This window comes from Microbacterium sp. HM-570 (assembly GCF_054165885.1).
In genome coordinates this window covers 430741-447030 of the sequence record NZ_CM135111.1, presented here as the reverse complement: position 1 = coordinate 447030, position 16290 = coordinate 430741, and the positions used below count along the sequence as shown (strand labels likewise).

Sequence of the window (16290 nt, the reverse complement as noted above, 5' to 3'; positions counted from 1 at the left end):
GCAGGATGGCTCCGTACGACCCGTCACACAATTCCCCCGTCGACATCAAGCCCCGATCGCGCGTCGTCACAGACGGAATCGAGGCCACGACCTCCCGCGGAATGCTCCGCGGCGTCGGGATGGGCGACGCGGATTGGGAGAAGCCCCAGATCGGCATCGCGTCGAGCTGGAACGAGATCACCCCCTGCAACCTGAGCCTGGATCGCCTGGCACAGGGTGCAAAAGAGGGCGTGCACTCGGGCGGCGGTTACCCGCTGCAGTTCGGCACGATCTCGGTGTCGGATGGCATCTCGATGGGCCATGAGGGCATGCACTTCTCGCTCGTCTCGCGCGAGGTCATCGCCGATTCGGTCGAGACCGTGATGATGGCCGAGCGCCTCGATGGCAGTGTGCTGCTCGCCGGCTGCGACAAGTCGATCCCCGGCATGCTCATGGCGTCCGCGCGCCTCGACCTCTCGAGCGTGTTCCTCTACGCCGGTTCCATCGCACCGGGCTGGGTCAAGCTCAGCGACGGCACCGAGAAGGACATCACGATCATCGACTCGTTCGAGGCCGTTGGCGCGTGTCTGGCCGGCAAGATGAGCGAAGCCGACCTGAAGCGCATCGAGTGCGCCTTCGCTCCCGGTGAGGGTGCCTGTGGCGGCATGTACACGGCCAACACGATGGCGTCCGTCGCCGAAGCTCTCGGGCTCAGCCTGCCGGGTTCGGCCGCGCCGCCCTCGGCTGACCGCCGTCGTGACGCCTTCGCGCACCGCTCGGGCGAGGCCGTCGTCAACCTGTTGCGCCTCGGTATCACGACCCGCGACATCCTGACCAAAGAGGCTTTCGAGAACGCGATCGCGCTGGCGATGGCGCTCGGCGGCTCGACGAATGTCGTGCTCCACCTGCTGGCGATCGCCCGCGAGGCCGACGTCGACATCACGCTGCACGACTTCAACCGCATCGGCGACAAGACGCCGCACGTTGCCGATATGAAGCCGTTCGGGCAGTACGTCATGAACGATGTCGACCGCCACGGCGGGATCCCCGTCGTCATGAAGGCGATGCTCGACGAGGGTCTGCTGCACGGAGACGCCCTCACCGTCACGGGAAAGACGCTCGCCGAGAACCTCGCCGACCTCGACCCCGACCCGGTCGATGGCAAGGTCATCCACACGTTCGACAACCCGATCCACGCGACCGGCGGCATCACGATCCTGCACGGATCGCTCGCCCCCGAGGGCGCGGTCGTGAAGACCGCCGGGTTCGACGCCAGTGTCTTCGAGGGCCCCGCGCGCGTGTTCGAGCGCGAGCGCGCCGCGATGGACGCGCTCGAGCAGGGTGACATCGCCCCGGGCAGCGTCCTGGTCATCCGCTACGAGGGCCCGAAGGGTGGCCCCGGAATGCGCGAAATGCTCGCGATCACCGCCGCCATCAAGGGTGCCGGGCTCGGAAAAGATGTACTACTCTTGACGGACGGACGATTCTCAGGCGGCACAACCGGCCTCTGCATCGGCCACATAGCACCCGAAGCGGTGGACGCAGGTCCTATCGCCTTCGTGCGCGATGGTGATCTGATACGGGTCGATATCGCGGCTCGCACTCTCGACCTACTCGTCGATGACGCTGAGCTCAGCTCCCGCCGCTCTGGCTGGGAACCGCTGCCCCCGCGCTACACCCGAGGCGTTCTGGCCAAATATTCCAAGCTCGTGCACTCCGCCGCGGAGGGCGCGGTTACGGGATAGCCCGCGTCCGACGGATGCGGCGTCTCGTCGGTCCTCTGCCGGCGATTCATCACAGTCATTCCGATCGCAAGGATTCTCACCATGCCCGCCGAATCTGCCACGGCCATTCCCCGGCCGCCCGCTCGCACCGCGTCCGCGCCCGTGCTCACGGGTGCGCAGGCGGTCGTCCGCTCCCTCGAATTGCTCGGCGTCACCGACGTGTTCGGGCTGCCGGGTGGAGCCATCCTGCCCGTCTACGACCCGCTCATGGATTCGACCGATCTGCGCCACATCCTCGTCCGCCACGAACAGGGTGCTGGTCACGCCGCCGAGGGTTACGCCTCGGCATCCGGACGCATCGGTGTCGCCATCGCGACGTCCGGTCCGGGCGCGACCAACCTCGTCACGGCCATCGCCGATGCCTACATGGACTCGGTGCCGATCGTCTGTATCACCGGTCAGGTGTTCAGCACGCTGATGGGAACGGATGCGTTCCAAGAGGCCGACATCGTGGGCATCACGATGCCGATCACGAAGCACTCGATCCTGGTCAAGAAGGCCGAAGAGATCCCGGCCGCGATCGCCTCGGCGTTCGAGATCGCGGGCACCGGTCGCCCCGGTCCCGTGCTCGTCGACATCACGAAGGACGCCCAGCAGGCCGAGGCACCCTTCATCTGGCCGCCGAAGATCGACCTGCCCGGGTACCGCCCGGTCACGAAGGCCCACGGCAAGCAGATCCAGGCTGCTGCGCAGCTGCTGGCAGCGGCCAAGAAACCGGTGCTCTATGTCGGCGGTGGTGTGATCCGCTCGAAGGCGTCCGCCGAACTGCTGCGCCTGGCCGAGGCGACCGGTGCGCCGGTCGTCACGACGCTCATGGCTCGCGGCGCTTTCCCCGACTCCCACCAGCAGCAGCTAGGCATGCCCGGCATGCACGGCACGGTGCCCGCGGTGCTCGCGCTGCAAGAGGCCGACCTGCTCGTCTCGCTCGGCGCGCGGTTCGATGACCGTGTAACCGGCAAGGCCGCGCTGTTCGCCCCGAACGCCAAGGTCGTACACGTCGACATCGACCCGGCCGAGATCGGCAAGATCCGTGCCGCCGACGTGCCGATCGTGGGGGACCTGCGCGACGTGCTGATCGACCTCGAGGGCGCCTACGCCGCGGCTGCTGCCGAGACGACCCCCGACATCTCGGAGTGGTGGTCGTACCTCGACGGGCTCCGCGAAGAGTTCCCCCTGGGCTACGCGCCGACGACGGATGGCCTGATGGCGCCGCAGTACGTGATCCAACGGATCGGCGAGCTGACCGGTCCCGAGGGCATCTACGCCTCGGGCGTGGGACAGCACCAGATGTGGTCGGCGCAGTTCATCAAGTACGAGCGTCCGAACGCCTGGCTGAACTCCGGCGGTGCCGGCACGATGGGTTACTCGGTTCCCGCCGCGATGGGCGCGAAGGTTGCCGAACCCGAGCGTGTCGTGTGGGCGATCGACGGTGACGGATGCTTCCAGATGACCAATCAGGAGCTCGCGACCTGCACGATCAACAACATTCCGATCAAGGTCGCGATCATCAACAACTCGTCTCTCGGCATGGTGCGCCAGTGGCAGACGCTGTTCTACGACGGCCGCTATTCGCACACCAGCCTCAACACGGGCCATGGCACTGTGCGTATCCCCGACTTCGTCAAGCTCGCCGAGTCCTATGGATGCCTCGCCATCCGCGTCGAGAAGGAAGAAGACGTGGACGCCGCCATCAAGCTCGCCCTCGAGACCAACGACCGTCCGGTCGTGATCGACTTCGTCGTGAGCGCCGACGCGATGGTGTGGCCGATGGTGCCGCAGGGCGTCAGCAACAGCTTCGTCCAGTACGCACGCGAGCACTCGCCGGCATTCGGACAGGAGGACTGATCGTGAGCAAGCACGTACTGAGCCTGCTGGTCGAGGACAAGCCGGGTCTGCTGACCCGCGTCGCCGGCCTGTTCGCGCGCCGAGGATTCAACATCGAATCCCTCGCCGTGGGCGTGACCGAGGTGCCGGGTCTCTCGCGCATCACGGTCGTCGTCGACGTCGAAGAGCTGCCGCTCGAGCAGGTCACCAAGCAGCTCAACAAGCTGATCAACGTGATCAAGATCGTCGAGCTCGACTTCTCGACATCCGTCCAGCGCGAACACATGCTCGTGAAGGTGCGCGCCGACAACTCGACGCGGTCGAACGTGATCGAGGTCGTGAACCTCTTCCGCGCCTCGGTCGTCGACTACTCGACCGACGCTCTCGTGATCGAAGTGACCGGCGACCACGGCAAGATCGACGCGTTCCTGCGCGCCGTCGAGCCGTTCGGCGTGAAGGAGCTGGCTCAGTCGGGCCTGCTCGCGATCGGTCGTGGCGGCAAGAGCATCACCGAGCGCGTCCTGCGCGGCTGACACAGACCCCGCTGCCTCGCTCCGGTCGTTGAGCGAGCGTAGCGAGACGAAACGACGACAACACATATCAAGGAGAACCACACTTATGGCCGAGATGTTCTATGACTCCGACGCCGACCTCGCGCTCATCCAGGGCAAGAAGGTCGCGATCGTCGGCTACGGCTCGCAGGGCCACGCCCACGCCCAGAACCTGCGCGACTCGGGCGTCGAGGTCGTCATCGCCCTCAAGGAGGGGTCGAAGTCGGCCCCCAAGGCGTCGGAAGACGGATTCCCCGTCAAGACTGTGGCCGAGGCTGCCGAGTGGGCCGACCTCATCATGATTCTCGCGCCCGACCAGCACCAGCGCGGCATCTACAAGAACGAGATCGCCCCGCACCTGACCGCCGGTAAGACCCTCGCGTTCGCGCACGGCTTCAACATCCGCTTCGGTTACATCCAGGCTCCCGAGGGCGTCGACGTCATCCTCGTCGCGCCGAAGGCCCCCGGCCACACCGTGCGTCGCGAGTTCGTCGCGGGTCGCGGTATCCCCGACATCATTGCCGTCGAGCAGGATGCCTCGGGCCAGGCTTGGGATATCGCCAAGTCGTACGCCAAGGCCATCGGTGGCACCCGCGCGGGCGTCATCAAGACGACCTTCACGGAAGAGACCGAGACCGACCTGTTCGGTGAGCAGGCCGTGCTCTGCGGTGGTGTTTCGCAGCTCGTCCAGTACGGCTTCGAGACCCTCACCGAGGCCGGCTACCAGCCGCAGATCGCATACTTCGAGGTGCTGCACGAGCTCAAGCTGATCGTCGACCTCATGTGGGAGGGTGGCATCGCCAAGCAGCGCTGGTCGGTCTCCGACACCGCCGAGTACGGCGACTACGTCTCGGGCCCCCGCGTCATCGACCCGAGCGTCAAGGAGAACATGCAGGCCGTTCTCGGAGACATCCAGTCGGGCGCGTTCGCCGAGCGGTTCATCGCGGACCAGGATGCCGGAGCCCCCGAGTTCCTCGCGCTCCGCGAAAAGGGTGCCCAGCACCCCATCGAAGAGGTCGGCCGCGAGCTGCGCGCCCTCTTCGCGTGGAAGCAGCAGGACGCCGACTACACCGAGGGCAGCGCTGCGCGCTGACACTTGTCGGTCGTTGAGCGAGCGCAGCGAGACGAAACGTAGCTGCCGCACCGCCTGACGCACACAGACCAGTCGTCCCACCAGGCTCGACTGAGCCCGGCCGTCACGCCCCCGCAACCCGGGGTGTGGCGGCCGGGCCTTTTTCGTCGACGGCCCCTGAGCTTGTCGAAGGGAGCGCCGGATCCCTGCTCCGGCCGTTGGCGCGTAAATCTGAAAGGAAATCCGTGCGGCGGATGCCGCGTAAAGCCCGGATCCGGGTCGTCCCGCCGCGAGATTCCTCTCAGATTTACATTCACCGCGCGCAACCCCATCGCGGGAAGCCGACACGACTCAACGCCTGGGCGCGGAAGCGGTCGAGGAGCCCGATCGTCGCCTAGCGTCAATGCATGCGCGATCTCGACCGTCAAACGAACCGTGCCCTCTGGCGGGGGAAGGCGGTCTTCGCCCGCCTCATGGTGACGGCGGCTCTCGTGCTGGGGCTCGGAGTCGGGGGAGCGGCGAGCCCCGCCACAGCGTACGACGAGGGCACGATCGTCTCTCTGGCGAACCAGGCGCGAGCACAGAATGGGCTCGGAGGACTCGTCCGTAACGGCTCGCTCGACGCGGTGGCGCTGAACTGGGCCAACCAAATGGCAGCGAGCGGCACGCTCTCGCACAACCCGTCGGTCGGATCACAGATACCCGGCGGGTGGCGCGGATGGGGTGAAAACGTCGCGCAGGGCTACGGCAGCGGGGCCGCCGTGCACAACGGTTGGATGAGCTCCTCCGGGCACCGCGCGAACATCCTCGGCAACTTCACCGACATCGGCACGGCGCTGATCGAGGCCAACGGCACCACCTGGGCCGTACAGGTCTTCGCGAACTACCCGGGCAGCGGGTTGCCCGCTCCGGCTCCGCCCGCTCCTGCGCCGGCCCCCGCGGCGCCCGCCCCGGCCCCCGCGGCTCCGGCTGCTCCGGCCCCAGTCCCGGCCGAGCCGTTGCCCGCCGAACAAGCCGCGGCTGACCAGGCCGCCGCCGATCAGGCCGATGCGGCCGCTGCCGCCGCGGCTGACGAGGCTGCCGCTGCGGAGGCCGCTGAGGCGGAACAGAAGGCCGCGGCGGTCATGACGCCGTCGCCCGCGCCCTCGCCGACCCACGCGGTGAGCTCGGCCCCGACGCCCGGGCCCCAGGCATCCGAATCGGCGCCTCTCTCCACCGCCGGGCCGTGGGTCGCCTTCGGGGCGTTCACGGTCGCGGCCGCGATCGCCGCCCTGTGGCCGTGGACCGTGTCTCGGTTACGTCAACGCCGTGCCATCGCCGGGCCCGATCCTGGCGTCGAGCGCGACGCCAGCGCTTAGCCTCCCGTCTGCCGTCCTTCCGCGAGCGCACGACATCAGACCGAGCGCACGGATTTTGTCGCGCACCGAAGCCGTGCACTCGCGCGTGGGGCGTGCAGTCGGCGGAGTCGGCGCGGCCATGCCGGGTTACCCTGGGGTCATGGCGCGACGCGATGAGGACGCCCTCAGCTGGGGCGGCGACGACGACCCCACGCTCGACACGGGGGCTCCGGCCGCCGCGGATGACCCGGTCACCGACCCTGCGTCGCTGCCCGACGGCTGGACCCCGGTCGGCCGGGGGAGCGGGAGCGTTGCGCACAGTGGGCCGCCGGCTCCTGCCGCTCCGCCCCTGCCGACGCCCAACACGGATGACCCTGCCGCGATGAACACCCCCGCCGCGACGGACAGCCCCGTCGCGACGGACGCTCCCGAGGCCTCGATGCCCGAAGCATCCGTCTCCACGGACGCAGAGCCCGAACCGGAGGGGCTCGGCACCGTGGCCCTGGTCTCGATCGGCGTGCTCGGTGGCGTGTACCTGCTGTTCGCAATCGGCTGGCTCGTGGGCGGACTGCGAGTACAAGCACGGAACGAAGACGTGAATCCGCTTGCTTCAGTTGATTTCATGTACCAGGGCGCTCTCTGGCTCGCGACTGCCGCGCCGCTGATCTGGTTCGCCACGACGCTCTTCGCCACCCGCAAGACGCGTTCCTGGATGCGCTGGTTGTGGCTGGCGCTCGGGGTGCTGCTGCTCATCCCGTGGCCGTTTCTCATGATCGGAGCAGTGGGACGATGACGGATGCCTCGGTCCGGACGACCCGGACACCCACCTGGATTCTCGTCGCCATCGGCGGCTTCTTCGCTCTTTTCTATGCCTACGCACTGTGGCAGGCGGTCGGCAACACGATTCAGGCAGCGCAGATCGGGCTGAATGCGCTCGGCTGGCTCATCTGGATCTTCGCGATCCTGTTCCCCGTGATCGCCTTCGCAGTGTCGTTCGCTCTCAGCTACCGACGCGGCGTTGCGATATACGCCCTGGTGCTGCTGAGCGGACTCGGACTCGTCGCGGTGTTCTGGCTCAACGTCATCGCCTATACGAGCTTGAACACGTCGTCCCTCGTCGCCTGAGGCATCCGTTTCGTCTCGATGTGAGTCAACTGCGTCACGATGACCTTCTACGGACGTCACACGCACAAGGCGCGCGTTCGGAGCCGATAGGCTTTTTCTCGCCTCGCCCCGTTGTATCGCAGGCGTGCGGCGCGGCCCACAAGACTCCCGCGCGCTGAGCACGGGGTCGAAGAACCGCCACGTGCCGCGCGCAGACAACATCGCGTGCGCGCACGCAACACAGCGCAACACGAAGGAACACCGTGACGAAGCCCGTCGTCCTGCTCGCCGAAGAACTTTCGCCCGCCACCATCGACGCGCTCGGTCCGGAGTTCGACGTCCGCCACGTCGATGGCACCGACCGCCCGGCGCTGCTCGCCGCTCTCGCCGACGCGAGTGCCGTGCTGGTGCGCTCGGCTACGCAGATCGACGCCGAGGCCCTCGCGGCAGCGCCCGTGCTGAAGGTCGTGGCGCGGGCCGGTGTCGGGCTCGACAACGTCGACATCAAGGCGGCCACCACGGCCGGTGTCATGGTCGTCAACGCGCCGACCTCGAACATCGTGTCGGCTGCGGAATTGACCGTGGGGCACATCCTGAGCCTCGCCCGCAACATCCCGGCGGCGCATGCGTCGCTCGCCGAGGGACAGTGGAAGCGCAGCAGCTTCACGGGCACCGAGCTATATGAGAAGACCGTCGGCATCATCGGGCTCGGACGCATCGGCGCCCTGATCGCCGCCCGCCTGCAGGCGTTCGACATGCGCGTCGTCGCTTACGACCCGTATGTCACACCCGCGCGCGCCCAGCAGCTGCACGTCGAGCTGCTGTCGTTGGAAGAGCTGCTGCGCACGAGCGACTTCATCACGATCCACATGCCGAAGACGCCCGAGACGACGGGCATGATCGGCGATGCCGAGCTCGCCATGATGAAGGAAACGGCGTACGTCGTAAACGTCGCCCGCGGTGGCCTGATCGACGAGGACGCCCTGTTCCGGGCTCTCTCGGCCGGTACCATCGCCGGCGCGGGTCTCGACGTCTTCGTCGAAGAGCCCCCGAAGAACTCGCCGCTCCTCGCCCTGGCGAACGTGGTCGTCACGCCGCACCTGGGCGCCTCCACGGATGAGGCGCAAGAGAAGGCCGGCGTATCGGTCGCGCGCTCGGTCAAGCTCGCCCTCGAGGGAGACCTCGTTCCGGATGCGGTCAACGTGGCCGGCGGCGTGATTGATCCGTTCGTCCGGCCCGGTATCGCGCTCGTAGAAAAGCTCGGTCAGGTCTTCAGCGGCATGTCGCACGCGGCGCTCACGAACCTCGACATCGAGGTGCGGGGCGAACTCGCGGCCTACGACGTGAGCGTCTACAAGCTCGCGGCGCTGAAGGGGATCTTCACGAGCATCGTCAGCGAGAACGTGTCGTACGTCAACGCGCCCCTGTTCGCCGAGCAGCGAGGGATCGAGACCCGCCTGATCGTCGACCCGGTCAGCGAGGACTATCGCAACATCACGACCCTCCGCGGAACGCTCGCGGACGGCACCGTGCTGGCGGTGTCGGGCACCCTCTCGGGCACACGCATGGTCGAGAAGATCGTCGGGTTCAACGACTACGAGATCGAGGTGCCGATCGCTCAGCACCACATCGTCATGCTGTACACCGATCGCCCCGGGATCGTCGCGATCTACGGTCAGAAGTTCGGTGATGCCGGCATCAACATCGCGGGGCTCCAGGTGGCGCGCAGCCAGCGCGGAGCGCAGCTGTCGGTGCTGACGGTCGACTCGCGCGTGCCCGAGGAGCTGCTCGACGAGGTGCGCGAGGCGATTCAGGCCGACCTGCTGGTGCAGCTGGAGATCACCGAGGCCTGAGTGCGTCGGGAACGGCGAGGGTGGGCGGGCTCAGGCGCGGGCGGAGGCCTCGACCAGGGCGATCAGCGCGTCCATCTCGGAGCCGCGGGGGACCGGACCCGGGATGTTGCCACCCTCGAGCGCATTGTTGAAGTAGAGGCCGTCGCTCACGAGCATCACGAGGTCGAGGGATGCCGCGTTATGGGTATGCGGACGTAGCGCGTCGCCCCACCGCTCCCGGATGCGGCGCAGCGCCGCGCTGGCGGACGCGTTGCCTCCCTGCGCGAGACGCGACGTGGAGAGGATGGCCCGGTCGAGGGGATCGTTCTCCATCACGGACGTGCGGAGGAAGTAGGCGATCGGCCCTTCGGTGGCGCTCGTCATGGCCTCGATATCCGCGTCCACCAGTGCGTCTAGCCGCTCGATGACGCCCGCCTCGAGGGCGTCCTTCGACGCGAAGTGGTAGAGAAGTCCGCCCTTCGAGACCCCGGCCGCTTTTGCCGTGGCGTCCATCGTCGCTGCTCGCTCGCCTTCGCCGATGAGCAGCGATTCGTAGGCGTCGAGCACGATTTCGCGGGCGTGAGGGGGTCGGCTCATGCGCTCGATCGTACCCAGTGATTGCCCAGCCAAAATTTGTCCACGTCTGTTACTGTACCGGCTAGACGGTTTACTTACGGAACGGAAAATGGCTACACAATTCGCGGCGTCACGGCACGCCGACACGACCCCGCTGGCGATGAGCGGAAAAGCGGGGCCCCGCGCGTGGACGGCCCTCGCGGTGCTCATGCTGCCCGTGCTGCTCGTCTCGGTCGACAACACGGTGCTGAGCTTCGCGCTGCCTCAGATCGCCTTGCATCTCGAGCCGACGAGCGCTCAGCAGCTCTGGATCGTGGATGCCTACCCGCTCGTCCTCGCGGGCCTGCTCGTCACGATGGGTTCGCTCGGTGATCGATTCGGTCGCCGTCGAATGCTGCTGATCGGCGCATCCGGATTCGGTGTTCTCTCGATCGCCGCAGCCTTCGCGCCGTCCGCCGAACTGCTGATCGCGGCCCGCGTCGGCCTCGGCTTCTTCGGCGCCATGCTCATGCCCGCGACGCTGTCGTTGCTGCGTACGATCTTCCGCGACCGCGAACAGCGCCGCCTGGCCATCGCGATCTGGGCGGCCGGCTTCAGCGCCGGGATGGCGCTGGGCCCGATCGTCGGAGGGTTCCTGCTCGAGCACTTCGCCTGGGGCTCCGTGTTCCTGCTCGCCGTGCCCGTGCTGCTGCCGTTGCTCGTGCTCGCGCCGATTCTCGTGCCCGAGAGCCGCGACCCGCACCCGGGCCGTATCGACCTCCTGAGCATCCTCCTGTCGCTCGGCGCCATGGTGCCGTTCGTCGCCGCGATCAAGTCCCTGGCCGTCGAAGGCTTCGCGGGACCCGCGCTGCCGCTGGCGGGCGTCGGCCTGTTGCTCGCGGTGCTGTTCGTCCGCCGTCAGCTGCGGCTCGAAACGCCGCTGCTCGACATGTCGCTGTTCCGTCGCGGTGCGTTCAGCGGTGCCATCCTCGTCAACCTGCTGAGCGTGATCGGCCTGGTCGGCTTCCTGTACTTCGTCGCCCAACACCTGCAGCTGGTCCTGGGGCTCAGCCCGATGGACGCGGGCATCGCCCTGCTTCCCGGCCTGGTGGTCATGGTGATCGCGGGCCTCGGCGTCGTGCCGCTCGCCCGCCGTCTCGCCCCGCGGGTTCTGGTTCCCGCGGCCCTCGGGCTCTCGGTGCTCGGTTACCTCCTCGTCGCCCTCACCGCGGGTGACGGGTCGCTTGCCATGCTCACCGTGGCGTTCATGTCGCTCGGCGCCGGCATCGGCATGGCCGAAACGGTCTCGAACGAACTGATCCTGTGGAACGCTCCGCCGGCCAAGGCGGGTGCGGCGTCTGCCGTGTCCGAGACGGCCTACGAGCTCGGAGCGGTGCTCGGCACGGCGATCATGGGAGGCATCCTCACGGCGTACTACCGTGCCAACCTGTTGCTGCCTCCGGGCCTCACCCAGGACGCGGCGGATGCTTCGCGCGAAACGCTCGCGGGCGCCATGGCGTCGGCCGAGGGGCTACCCGCGCCGATCGCCGACGGCCTGCGTGCCGCTGCGGCTCACGCCTTCGATGGGGGTGTTGTCATCACTTCGCTGATCGGTGCGCTGCTGATCGTGATCGCCGCGGTGATCGCGGCCACTACCCTGGGAGCATCCCGACCCACCGCACCCCAGGAGCATTTGAGCAATGACGCGCGTCGTGAAGCTGGCACTCATACCCGGTGACGGGATCGGACCCGAGGTCGTCGGCGAGGCCGAGAAGGTCCTCGACGCGGCCGTCGCGGGAACGGATGTCTCGTTCGAGAAGACGCACTTCTCGCTCGGCGCCGCGCGGTTCCTCGAGACCGGTGACACCCTGACCGACGACGATCTGGCCAGCATCGCGGCGCACGACGCGATCCTGCTGGGTGCCGTCGGGGGAGTGCCGGGCGACTCGCGCCTGAAGAACGCGAATATCGAGCGCGGCCTGCTGCTGAAGCTCCGGTTCGAACTCGACCACTACGTCAACCTGCGTCCGTCCAAGCTCTACCCGAGCGTCCCCGGACCGCTCGCGGATACCGGCGCCGTCGACTTCGTCGTCGTGCGCGAGGGCACCGAGGGCCCCTACGTCGGTAACGGCGGGTCGCTCCGCACGGGCACCCCGCACGAGGTCGCGACCGAGGTGTCTGTCAACACCGCGTTCGGTATCGAGCGGGTCGTCCGGTACGCGTTCGACCTGGCCGAGAAGCGGTCGAAGAAGGTCACCTGGGTGCACAAGACGAATGTGCTCGTATACGCCGGGTCGATTTGGCAGCGCGTGGTGGCGGCGGTTGCGGCGGAGCATCCGGATGTCGCCGTAGACTACCTGCACGTCGATGCGGCAACGATCTTCCTGGTCACAAACCCGTCCCGCTTCGACGTGATCGTCACCGACAACCTGTTCGGCGACATTTTGACCGATCTGGCCGGAGCGATCACCGGTGGCATCGGTCTCGCCGCCTCCGGGAACATCAACCCGGATGGCGCATTCCCGTCGATGTTCGAGCCCGTCCACGGATCGGCGCCAGACATCGCGGGGCAGCAGAAGGCCGACCCGACGGCGGCGATCCTCTCCGTTGCTCTGCTGCTCGATCACCTCGGACTCACCGAGCAGGCCGCCCGCGTCACCCGCGCGGTCGAGGCCGACATCGCGGGCCGCGACGGCGGATTCCGCACCACGAGCGCCGTCGGCGACGCGATCACGGCTCGGCTGTAATCAGAATGCGCCCGCTGTAGCCTGAGATATTCAGGGTTTCGGGACGCGCCGCCCCACCTTCGACCGGCAGGACTGACATGACTCTTCTCGACAACGCCAACACGGGCAACGACCCCGACGCGGGCCTCGCGCCGCTCCCGTTCCTCGTTTCGCGTAATCTCCGAGCCAAGAGCGCCGACCAGCGCGCCGAGATCCTCACGGACCCCGGCTTCGGTGTGCACTTCACCGACCACATGGTCGACGTCTGCTGGTCGGTCGGCGGAGGTTGGCACCGCCCGCGCGTGCAGCCCTACGGACCCATCAGCCTCGACCCCGCCGCATCCGTGCTGCACTACGGGCAAGAGATCTTCGAGGGCATCAAGGCCTATCGGCACGCGGATGGCTCGATCCACACGTTCCGACCCGACCAGAACGGTCGTCGGCTGCAGCGTTCCGCGCGGCGCCTGGCGCTGCCCGAGCTGCCCGTGTCGTACTTCATCCAGTCGCTGCGCGAACTGATCGCGGTCGACGGTGCGTGGGTTCCGGATGCCCCGGACCAGAGCCTGTACCTGCGCCCTTTCATGTTCGCCAAGGAGGCATTCCTCGGTGTGCGTCCCGCCAACAAGGTCAACTACTACGTCATCGCCTCGCCCGCGGGGGCGTACTTCCCGGGTGGGGTGAAGCCCGTCACGATCTGGCTCTCGGAGGACTACGCGCGCGCGGGCAAGGGCGGTACCGGAGCGGCCAAGACCGGCGGCAACTACGCCGCGAGCCTGTTGCCCCAGGCCGAGGCGTACGAGAACGGCTGCGACCAGGTCGTCTTCCTCGATCAGGACGGCAACGTCGAAGAGCTCGGCGGCATGAATGTCGTGTTCGTCTACAAGGACGGCACCGTTGTCACGCCGATGTCGGACTCGATCCTCGAGGGCATCACACGCGACTCGATCCTGCAGCTCGCCGAAGACCGGGGGCACAAGGTCGTCGGCCGGTCGGTTTCGCTCGCCGAATGGCGTGAGGGTGTGGCATCCGGCGACATCGTCGAGGTGTTCGCCTGCGGCACGGCCGCCGTCATCACACCGATCGGTGGCCTCAAGGGGCGCAACTTCTTCGACGAGCAGCCCGCGGGATCGCTCGCGCTATCGCTCCGCAAAGAGCTGACCGACATCCAGTACGGCCGTCGTGAAGACCGCCACGGCTGGATGCTGCGCCTCGACGCCTGATTCGGTTGGCGTCGTTTCGTCTCGCTGTGCTCGCTCAACGACCGAGGCTCGCTCCCGGTCGTTGAGCGACGAGCGGAGCGAGGAGACGAAACGACGAACCTGTAAACCGTCGCCAGTAGGCTGAACCGGTGAAGATCGTACGTTTCAGCCACGAAGAAACCATCCGCTACGGCATCGTCGACGGGACCGATCTGGTCGTGCTCGAGGGCGACCCCATGTTCGCCGGCTTCGGCACGACGGGGGAGCGCGTGGCGCTCGGCGAGGTGTCGCTGCTCGCCCCGGTCATCCCGCGGTCCAAGGTCGTGTGCGTCGGCAAGAACTACCACGACCACGCCGCCGAGATGGGCGGCGAAGCACCCGCAGAGCCTCTGCTGTTCCTCAAGCCCAACACCTCGGTGATCGGCCCCGGCGACTCCATCGTCCGCCCGCCGCAGTCGAGCCGGACGGATTTCGAGGGCGAGCTCGCCGTCGTGATCGGTCGGATCGCCAAGAATGTGCCCGCGGCATCCGCTCTCGACTATGTCTTCGGTTACACGCTCGGCAACGACGTCACCGCCCGCGACCTGCAGAAGAGCGACGGGCAGTGGGCGCGAGCCAAGGGGTTCGACACGTTCTGCCCGCTCGGACCGGCCATCGAGACGGACTTCGACTCCGCAGCAGCGACCCTGCAGACGCGCGTGAACGGCGAGGTCAAGCAGAGCGCCCCGCTGACCGACATGATCCACTCGGTCGCCGACATCATCGCCTACGCTTCGGCCGTCTTCACGCTGTTGCCCGGCGACGTGATTCTGACAGGCACACCGGCCGGTATCGGTCCGGTCGTCGCCGGTGACGTCGTCGAGGTCGAGATCTCGGGCCTCGGCGTGCTGCGCAACCCCGTGCGCGACGCGTAGGACGAGCGGATGTCTGAGCCCGTTGCCGCGGCGCCACCCACCGACATCGCGGCGGTCCAGCGCCGCACCGTGCTCGTGCTCGCGTCGGGGCAGGTGCTCGGCGGGCTCGCCCTCGGTGCCACGATCTCGCTCGGCGCGCTGCTCGCGGCCGACGTGTCGGGCGACGATTCGCTCTCGGGCCTGGCGACCGCGTCGCTGACGCTCGGGTCGGCCGCGCTCGCGGTGCCCTTGGCCGCGCTCGCTCGTCGGCGGGGACGGCGGATCTCGCTCGCCTCGGGCATGGTGATCGCGCTCGCGGGCGTCGCGGTCGTGATCACGGCGGCGGCGCTGCGGTCTTTCCCGCTGCTGCTGGTCGGCTTCGTGCTGATCGGGTCGGGAACCGCGGCGAACCTGCAGTCACGCTTCGCGGCCGCGGATCTGGCGACGGATGCCACCCGAGGGCGAGACCTCTCGCTCGTCGTCTGGGCGACGACGATCGGCGCGGTGCTCGGCCCGAACCTCGTGGGCCCGGGTGAGGCGCTCGGCGGGGCGCTCGGCATGCCGACGCTGACGGGGCCCTACGTCTTCACGATCGGCGCGCAGCTGCTCGCGATCGTGCTCTATCTGCTGGCGCTCCGGCCGGACCCGCTCCTGCTCGCCGCGCGGCTCCGGGACGCCCTGACCGACGATGCGCGCACCCGGGCCGTGATGCATCCGGATCGGCCCACGTTGGCCCGCTTCGCGATTTTCGCGGTTGCCGCAAGCCACGGGGTGATGGTTGCGGTCATGGCCATGACGCCCGTGCATCTGTTGCACCACGGGGCGAGTCTGTCGGTGATCGGCCTGACGATCAGCCTGCACATCGCCGGGATGTACGCGCTGAGCCCCGTGTTCGGAATCCTCGCCGACCGGGTCGGGCGCCTGCAGACGATCGCGATCGGGCAGGCGCTGCTGCTCGCGTCGCTGCTGACGGCATGGCTGTGGTCCGAGGTGTCGGGTGCGGTCACCGTGTCGCTGATTCTGCTGGGAATCGGATGGAGCGCTGCGACAGTTGCCGGATCGGCGCTGCTGACCGAGGCGACGGCCGAGCCCCTGCGCACGCGGCGCCAGGGACGCAGCGACCTGGCGATGAACCTCGTCGGTGCTGCCGGCGCGATCGGCGCGGGCTTCGTGCTCGCGTGGATCGGCTACGGCGGGCTCGCGTTCGTCTCGATCGTCGCCGTCGTGGCGGTCGTCGCTGGCCTCGGTCTGATGTGGCGACGGGGCCGCGTGGCCTGAGGCATCCGCGTTCCGTGCCCGCTGCAGCGCGTTCATAATTCAGTCTCGACGACTTGTCGGCCGAGGCACTTCCGCAGAATCCCGCCACACTCCGCATCGGGGCCACACGCACAGACTGAATACGGCACACCGTGGACCCCGTGATCCGAGGCGAGG

At 67.9% G+C, this 16290-nt stretch carries 14 protein-coding genes; 13 read left to right on the top strand and 1 reads right to left on the bottom strand.

Translation table 11 applies throughout. From position 1 onward, the window contains the following. Positions 1 to 5 precede the first annotated feature (5 nt). From ilvD to serA, 8 genes are all read left to right on the top strand, one after another. The gene (gene ilvD / locus ACT9TC_RS02095) at positions 6 to 1724 is read left to right on the top strand and encodes a dihydroxy-acid dehydratase (RefSeq protein ID WP_458041805.1); all 1719 of its coding nucleotides are present in this window, start codon (positions 6 to 8) and stop codon (positions 1722 to 1724) included. Positions 1725 to 1805: 81 nt separating this feature from the next. After that, on the top strand, positions 1806 to 3608 hold the full coding sequence (locus ACT9TC_RS02090; protein ID WP_458041804.1) for an acetolactate synthase large subunit: 1803 nt from the start codon (positions 1806 to 1808) through the stop codon (positions 3606 to 3608). A gap of 2 nt (positions 3609 to 3610) precedes the next feature. Then, positions 3611 to 4120 (top strand): acetolactate synthase small subunit, encoded by a 510-nt coding sequence (ilvN, locus tag ACT9TC_RS02085; RefSeq protein ID WP_458041803.1) that lies wholly within the window; start codon positions 3611 to 3613, stop codon positions 4118 to 4120. 85 nt (positions 4121 to 4205) lie between these two features. Further along, a complete protein-coding gene (ilvC, locus tag ACT9TC_RS02080; RefSeq protein WP_458041802.1) occupies positions 4206 to 5231 on the top strand; it encodes a ketol-acid reductoisomerase in 1026 nt (341 codons plus the stop codon). A 386-nt stretch (positions 5232 to 5617) separates the two neighbouring features. Continuing rightward, the gene (locus ACT9TC_RS02075; protein ID WP_458041801.1) at positions 5618 to 6568 is read left to right on the top strand and encodes a CAP domain-containing protein; all 951 of its coding nucleotides are present in this window, start codon (positions 5618 to 5620) and stop codon (positions 6566 to 6568) included. A 139-nt stretch (positions 6569 to 6707) separates the two neighbouring features. Further along, the gene (locus ACT9TC_RS02070) at positions 6708 to 7340 is read left to right on the top strand and encodes a DNA polymerase III subunit gamma/tau (protein WP_458041800.1); all 633 of its coding nucleotides are present in this window, start codon (positions 6708 to 6710) and stop codon (positions 7338 to 7340) included. Beyond that, positions 7337 to 7672, top strand: a complete 336-nt coding sequence (locus tag ACT9TC_RS02065; protein WP_458041799.1) for a bacitracin resistance protein — start codon at positions 7337 to 7339, stop codon at positions 7670 to 7672. The genes ACT9TC_RS02070 and ACT9TC_RS02065 overlap by 4 nt, the downstream gene beginning before the upstream one ends. A 242-nt stretch (positions 7673 to 7914) precedes the next feature. After that, on the top strand, positions 7915 to 9504 hold the full coding sequence (serA, locus tag ACT9TC_RS02060; protein WP_458041798.1) for a phosphoglycerate dehydrogenase: 1590 nt from the start codon (positions 7915 to 7917) through the stop codon (positions 9502 to 9504). A 30-nt stretch (positions 9505 to 9534) separates the two neighbouring features. Here the strand turns inward: serA and ACT9TC_RS02055 are convergent, their stop codons facing one another. After that, the gene (locus ACT9TC_RS02055; RefSeq protein ID WP_458041797.1) at positions 9535 to 10080 is read right to left on the bottom strand and encodes a TetR/AcrR family transcriptional regulator; all 546 of its coding nucleotides are present in this window, start codon (positions 10078 to 10080) and stop codon (positions 9535 to 9537) included. 88 nt (positions 10081 to 10168) lie between these two features. On the opposite strand from ACT9TC_RS02055, the gene ACT9TC_RS02050 reads away from it, so the two are divergent. From ACT9TC_RS02050 to ACT9TC_RS02030, 5 genes are all read left to right on the top strand, one after another. Then, positions 10169 to 11776, top strand: coding sequence for an MFS transporter (locus tag ACT9TC_RS02050; RefSeq protein ID WP_458041796.1), 1608 nt, complete (start codon positions 10169 to 10171; stop codon positions 11774 to 11776). Continuing rightward, the gene (locus ACT9TC_RS02045; RefSeq protein WP_458041795.1) at positions 11739 to 12785 is read left to right on the top strand and encodes a 3-isopropylmalate dehydrogenase; all 1047 of its coding nucleotides are present in this window, start codon (positions 11739 to 11741) and stop codon (positions 12783 to 12785) included. The genes ACT9TC_RS02050 and ACT9TC_RS02045 overlap by 38 nt, the downstream gene beginning before the upstream one ends. A gap of 77 nt (positions 12786 to 12862) precedes the next feature. Further along, entirely contained in the window at positions 12863 to 13984 is a 1122-nt protein-coding gene (locus ACT9TC_RS02040) for a branched-chain amino acid aminotransferase (RefSeq protein WP_458041794.1), read from the top strand. Positions 13985 to 14112: 128 nt separating this feature from the next. Beyond that, a complete protein-coding gene (locus ACT9TC_RS02035; RefSeq protein ID WP_458041793.1) occupies positions 14113 to 14877 on the top strand; it encodes a fumarylacetoacetate hydrolase family protein in 765 nt (254 codons plus the stop codon). A gap of 9 nt (positions 14878 to 14886) precedes the next feature. Further along, on the top strand, positions 14887 to 16134 hold the full coding sequence (locus ACT9TC_RS02030) for an MFS transporter (RefSeq protein WP_458041792.1): 1248 nt from the start codon (positions 14887 to 14889) through the stop codon (positions 16132 to 16134). Positions 16135 to 16290: the final 156 nt, after the last annotated feature.

Bases quoted from the DNA above. Each gene is read 5' to 3' on its own strand.
- ACT9TC_RS02065 (WP_458041799.1), top strand. From the start codon at position 7,337: ATGACGGATGCCTCGGTCCGGACGACCCGGACACCCACCTGGATTCTC.
- ACT9TC_RS02030 (WP_458041792.1), top strand. From the start codon at position 14,887: ATGTCTGAGCCCGTTGCCGCGGCGCCACCCACCGACATCGCGGCGGTC.
- ACT9TC_RS02070 (WP_458041800.1), top strand. From the start codon at position 6,708: ATGGCGCGACGCGATGAGGACGCCCTCAGCTGGGGCGGCGACGACGAC.
- ACT9TC_RS02050 (WP_458041796.1), top strand. From the start codon at position 10,169: ATGGCTACACAATTCGCGGCGTCACGGCACGCCGACACGACCCCGCTG.
- ACT9TC_RS02040 (WP_458041794.1), top strand. From the start codon at position 12,863: ATGACTCTTCTCGACAACGCCAACACGGGCAACGACCCCGACGCGGGC.
- ACT9TC_RS02090 (WP_458041804.1), top strand. From the start codon at position 1,806: ATGCCCGCCGAATCTGCCACGGCCATTCCCCGGCCGCCCGCTCGCACC.
- ilvD (WP_458041805.1), top strand. From the start codon at position 6: ATGGCTCCGTACGACCCGTCACACAATTCCCCCGTCGACATCAAGCCC.
- ACT9TC_RS02045 (WP_458041795.1), top strand. From the start codon at position 11,739: ATGACGCGCGTCGTGAAGCTGGCACTCATACCCGGTGACGGGATCGGA.
- ilvC (WP_458041802.1), top strand. From the start codon at position 4,206: ATGGCCGAGATGTTCTATGACTCCGACGCCGACCTCGCGCTCATCCAG.
- ACT9TC_RS02055 (WP_458041797.1), bottom strand. From the start codon at position 10,080: ATGAGCCGACCCCCTCACGCCCGCGAAATCGTGCTCGACGCCTACGAA.
- ACT9TC_RS02075 (WP_458041801.1), top strand. From the start codon at position 5,618: ATGCGCGATCTCGACCGTCAAACGAACCGTGCCCTCTGGCGGGGGAAG.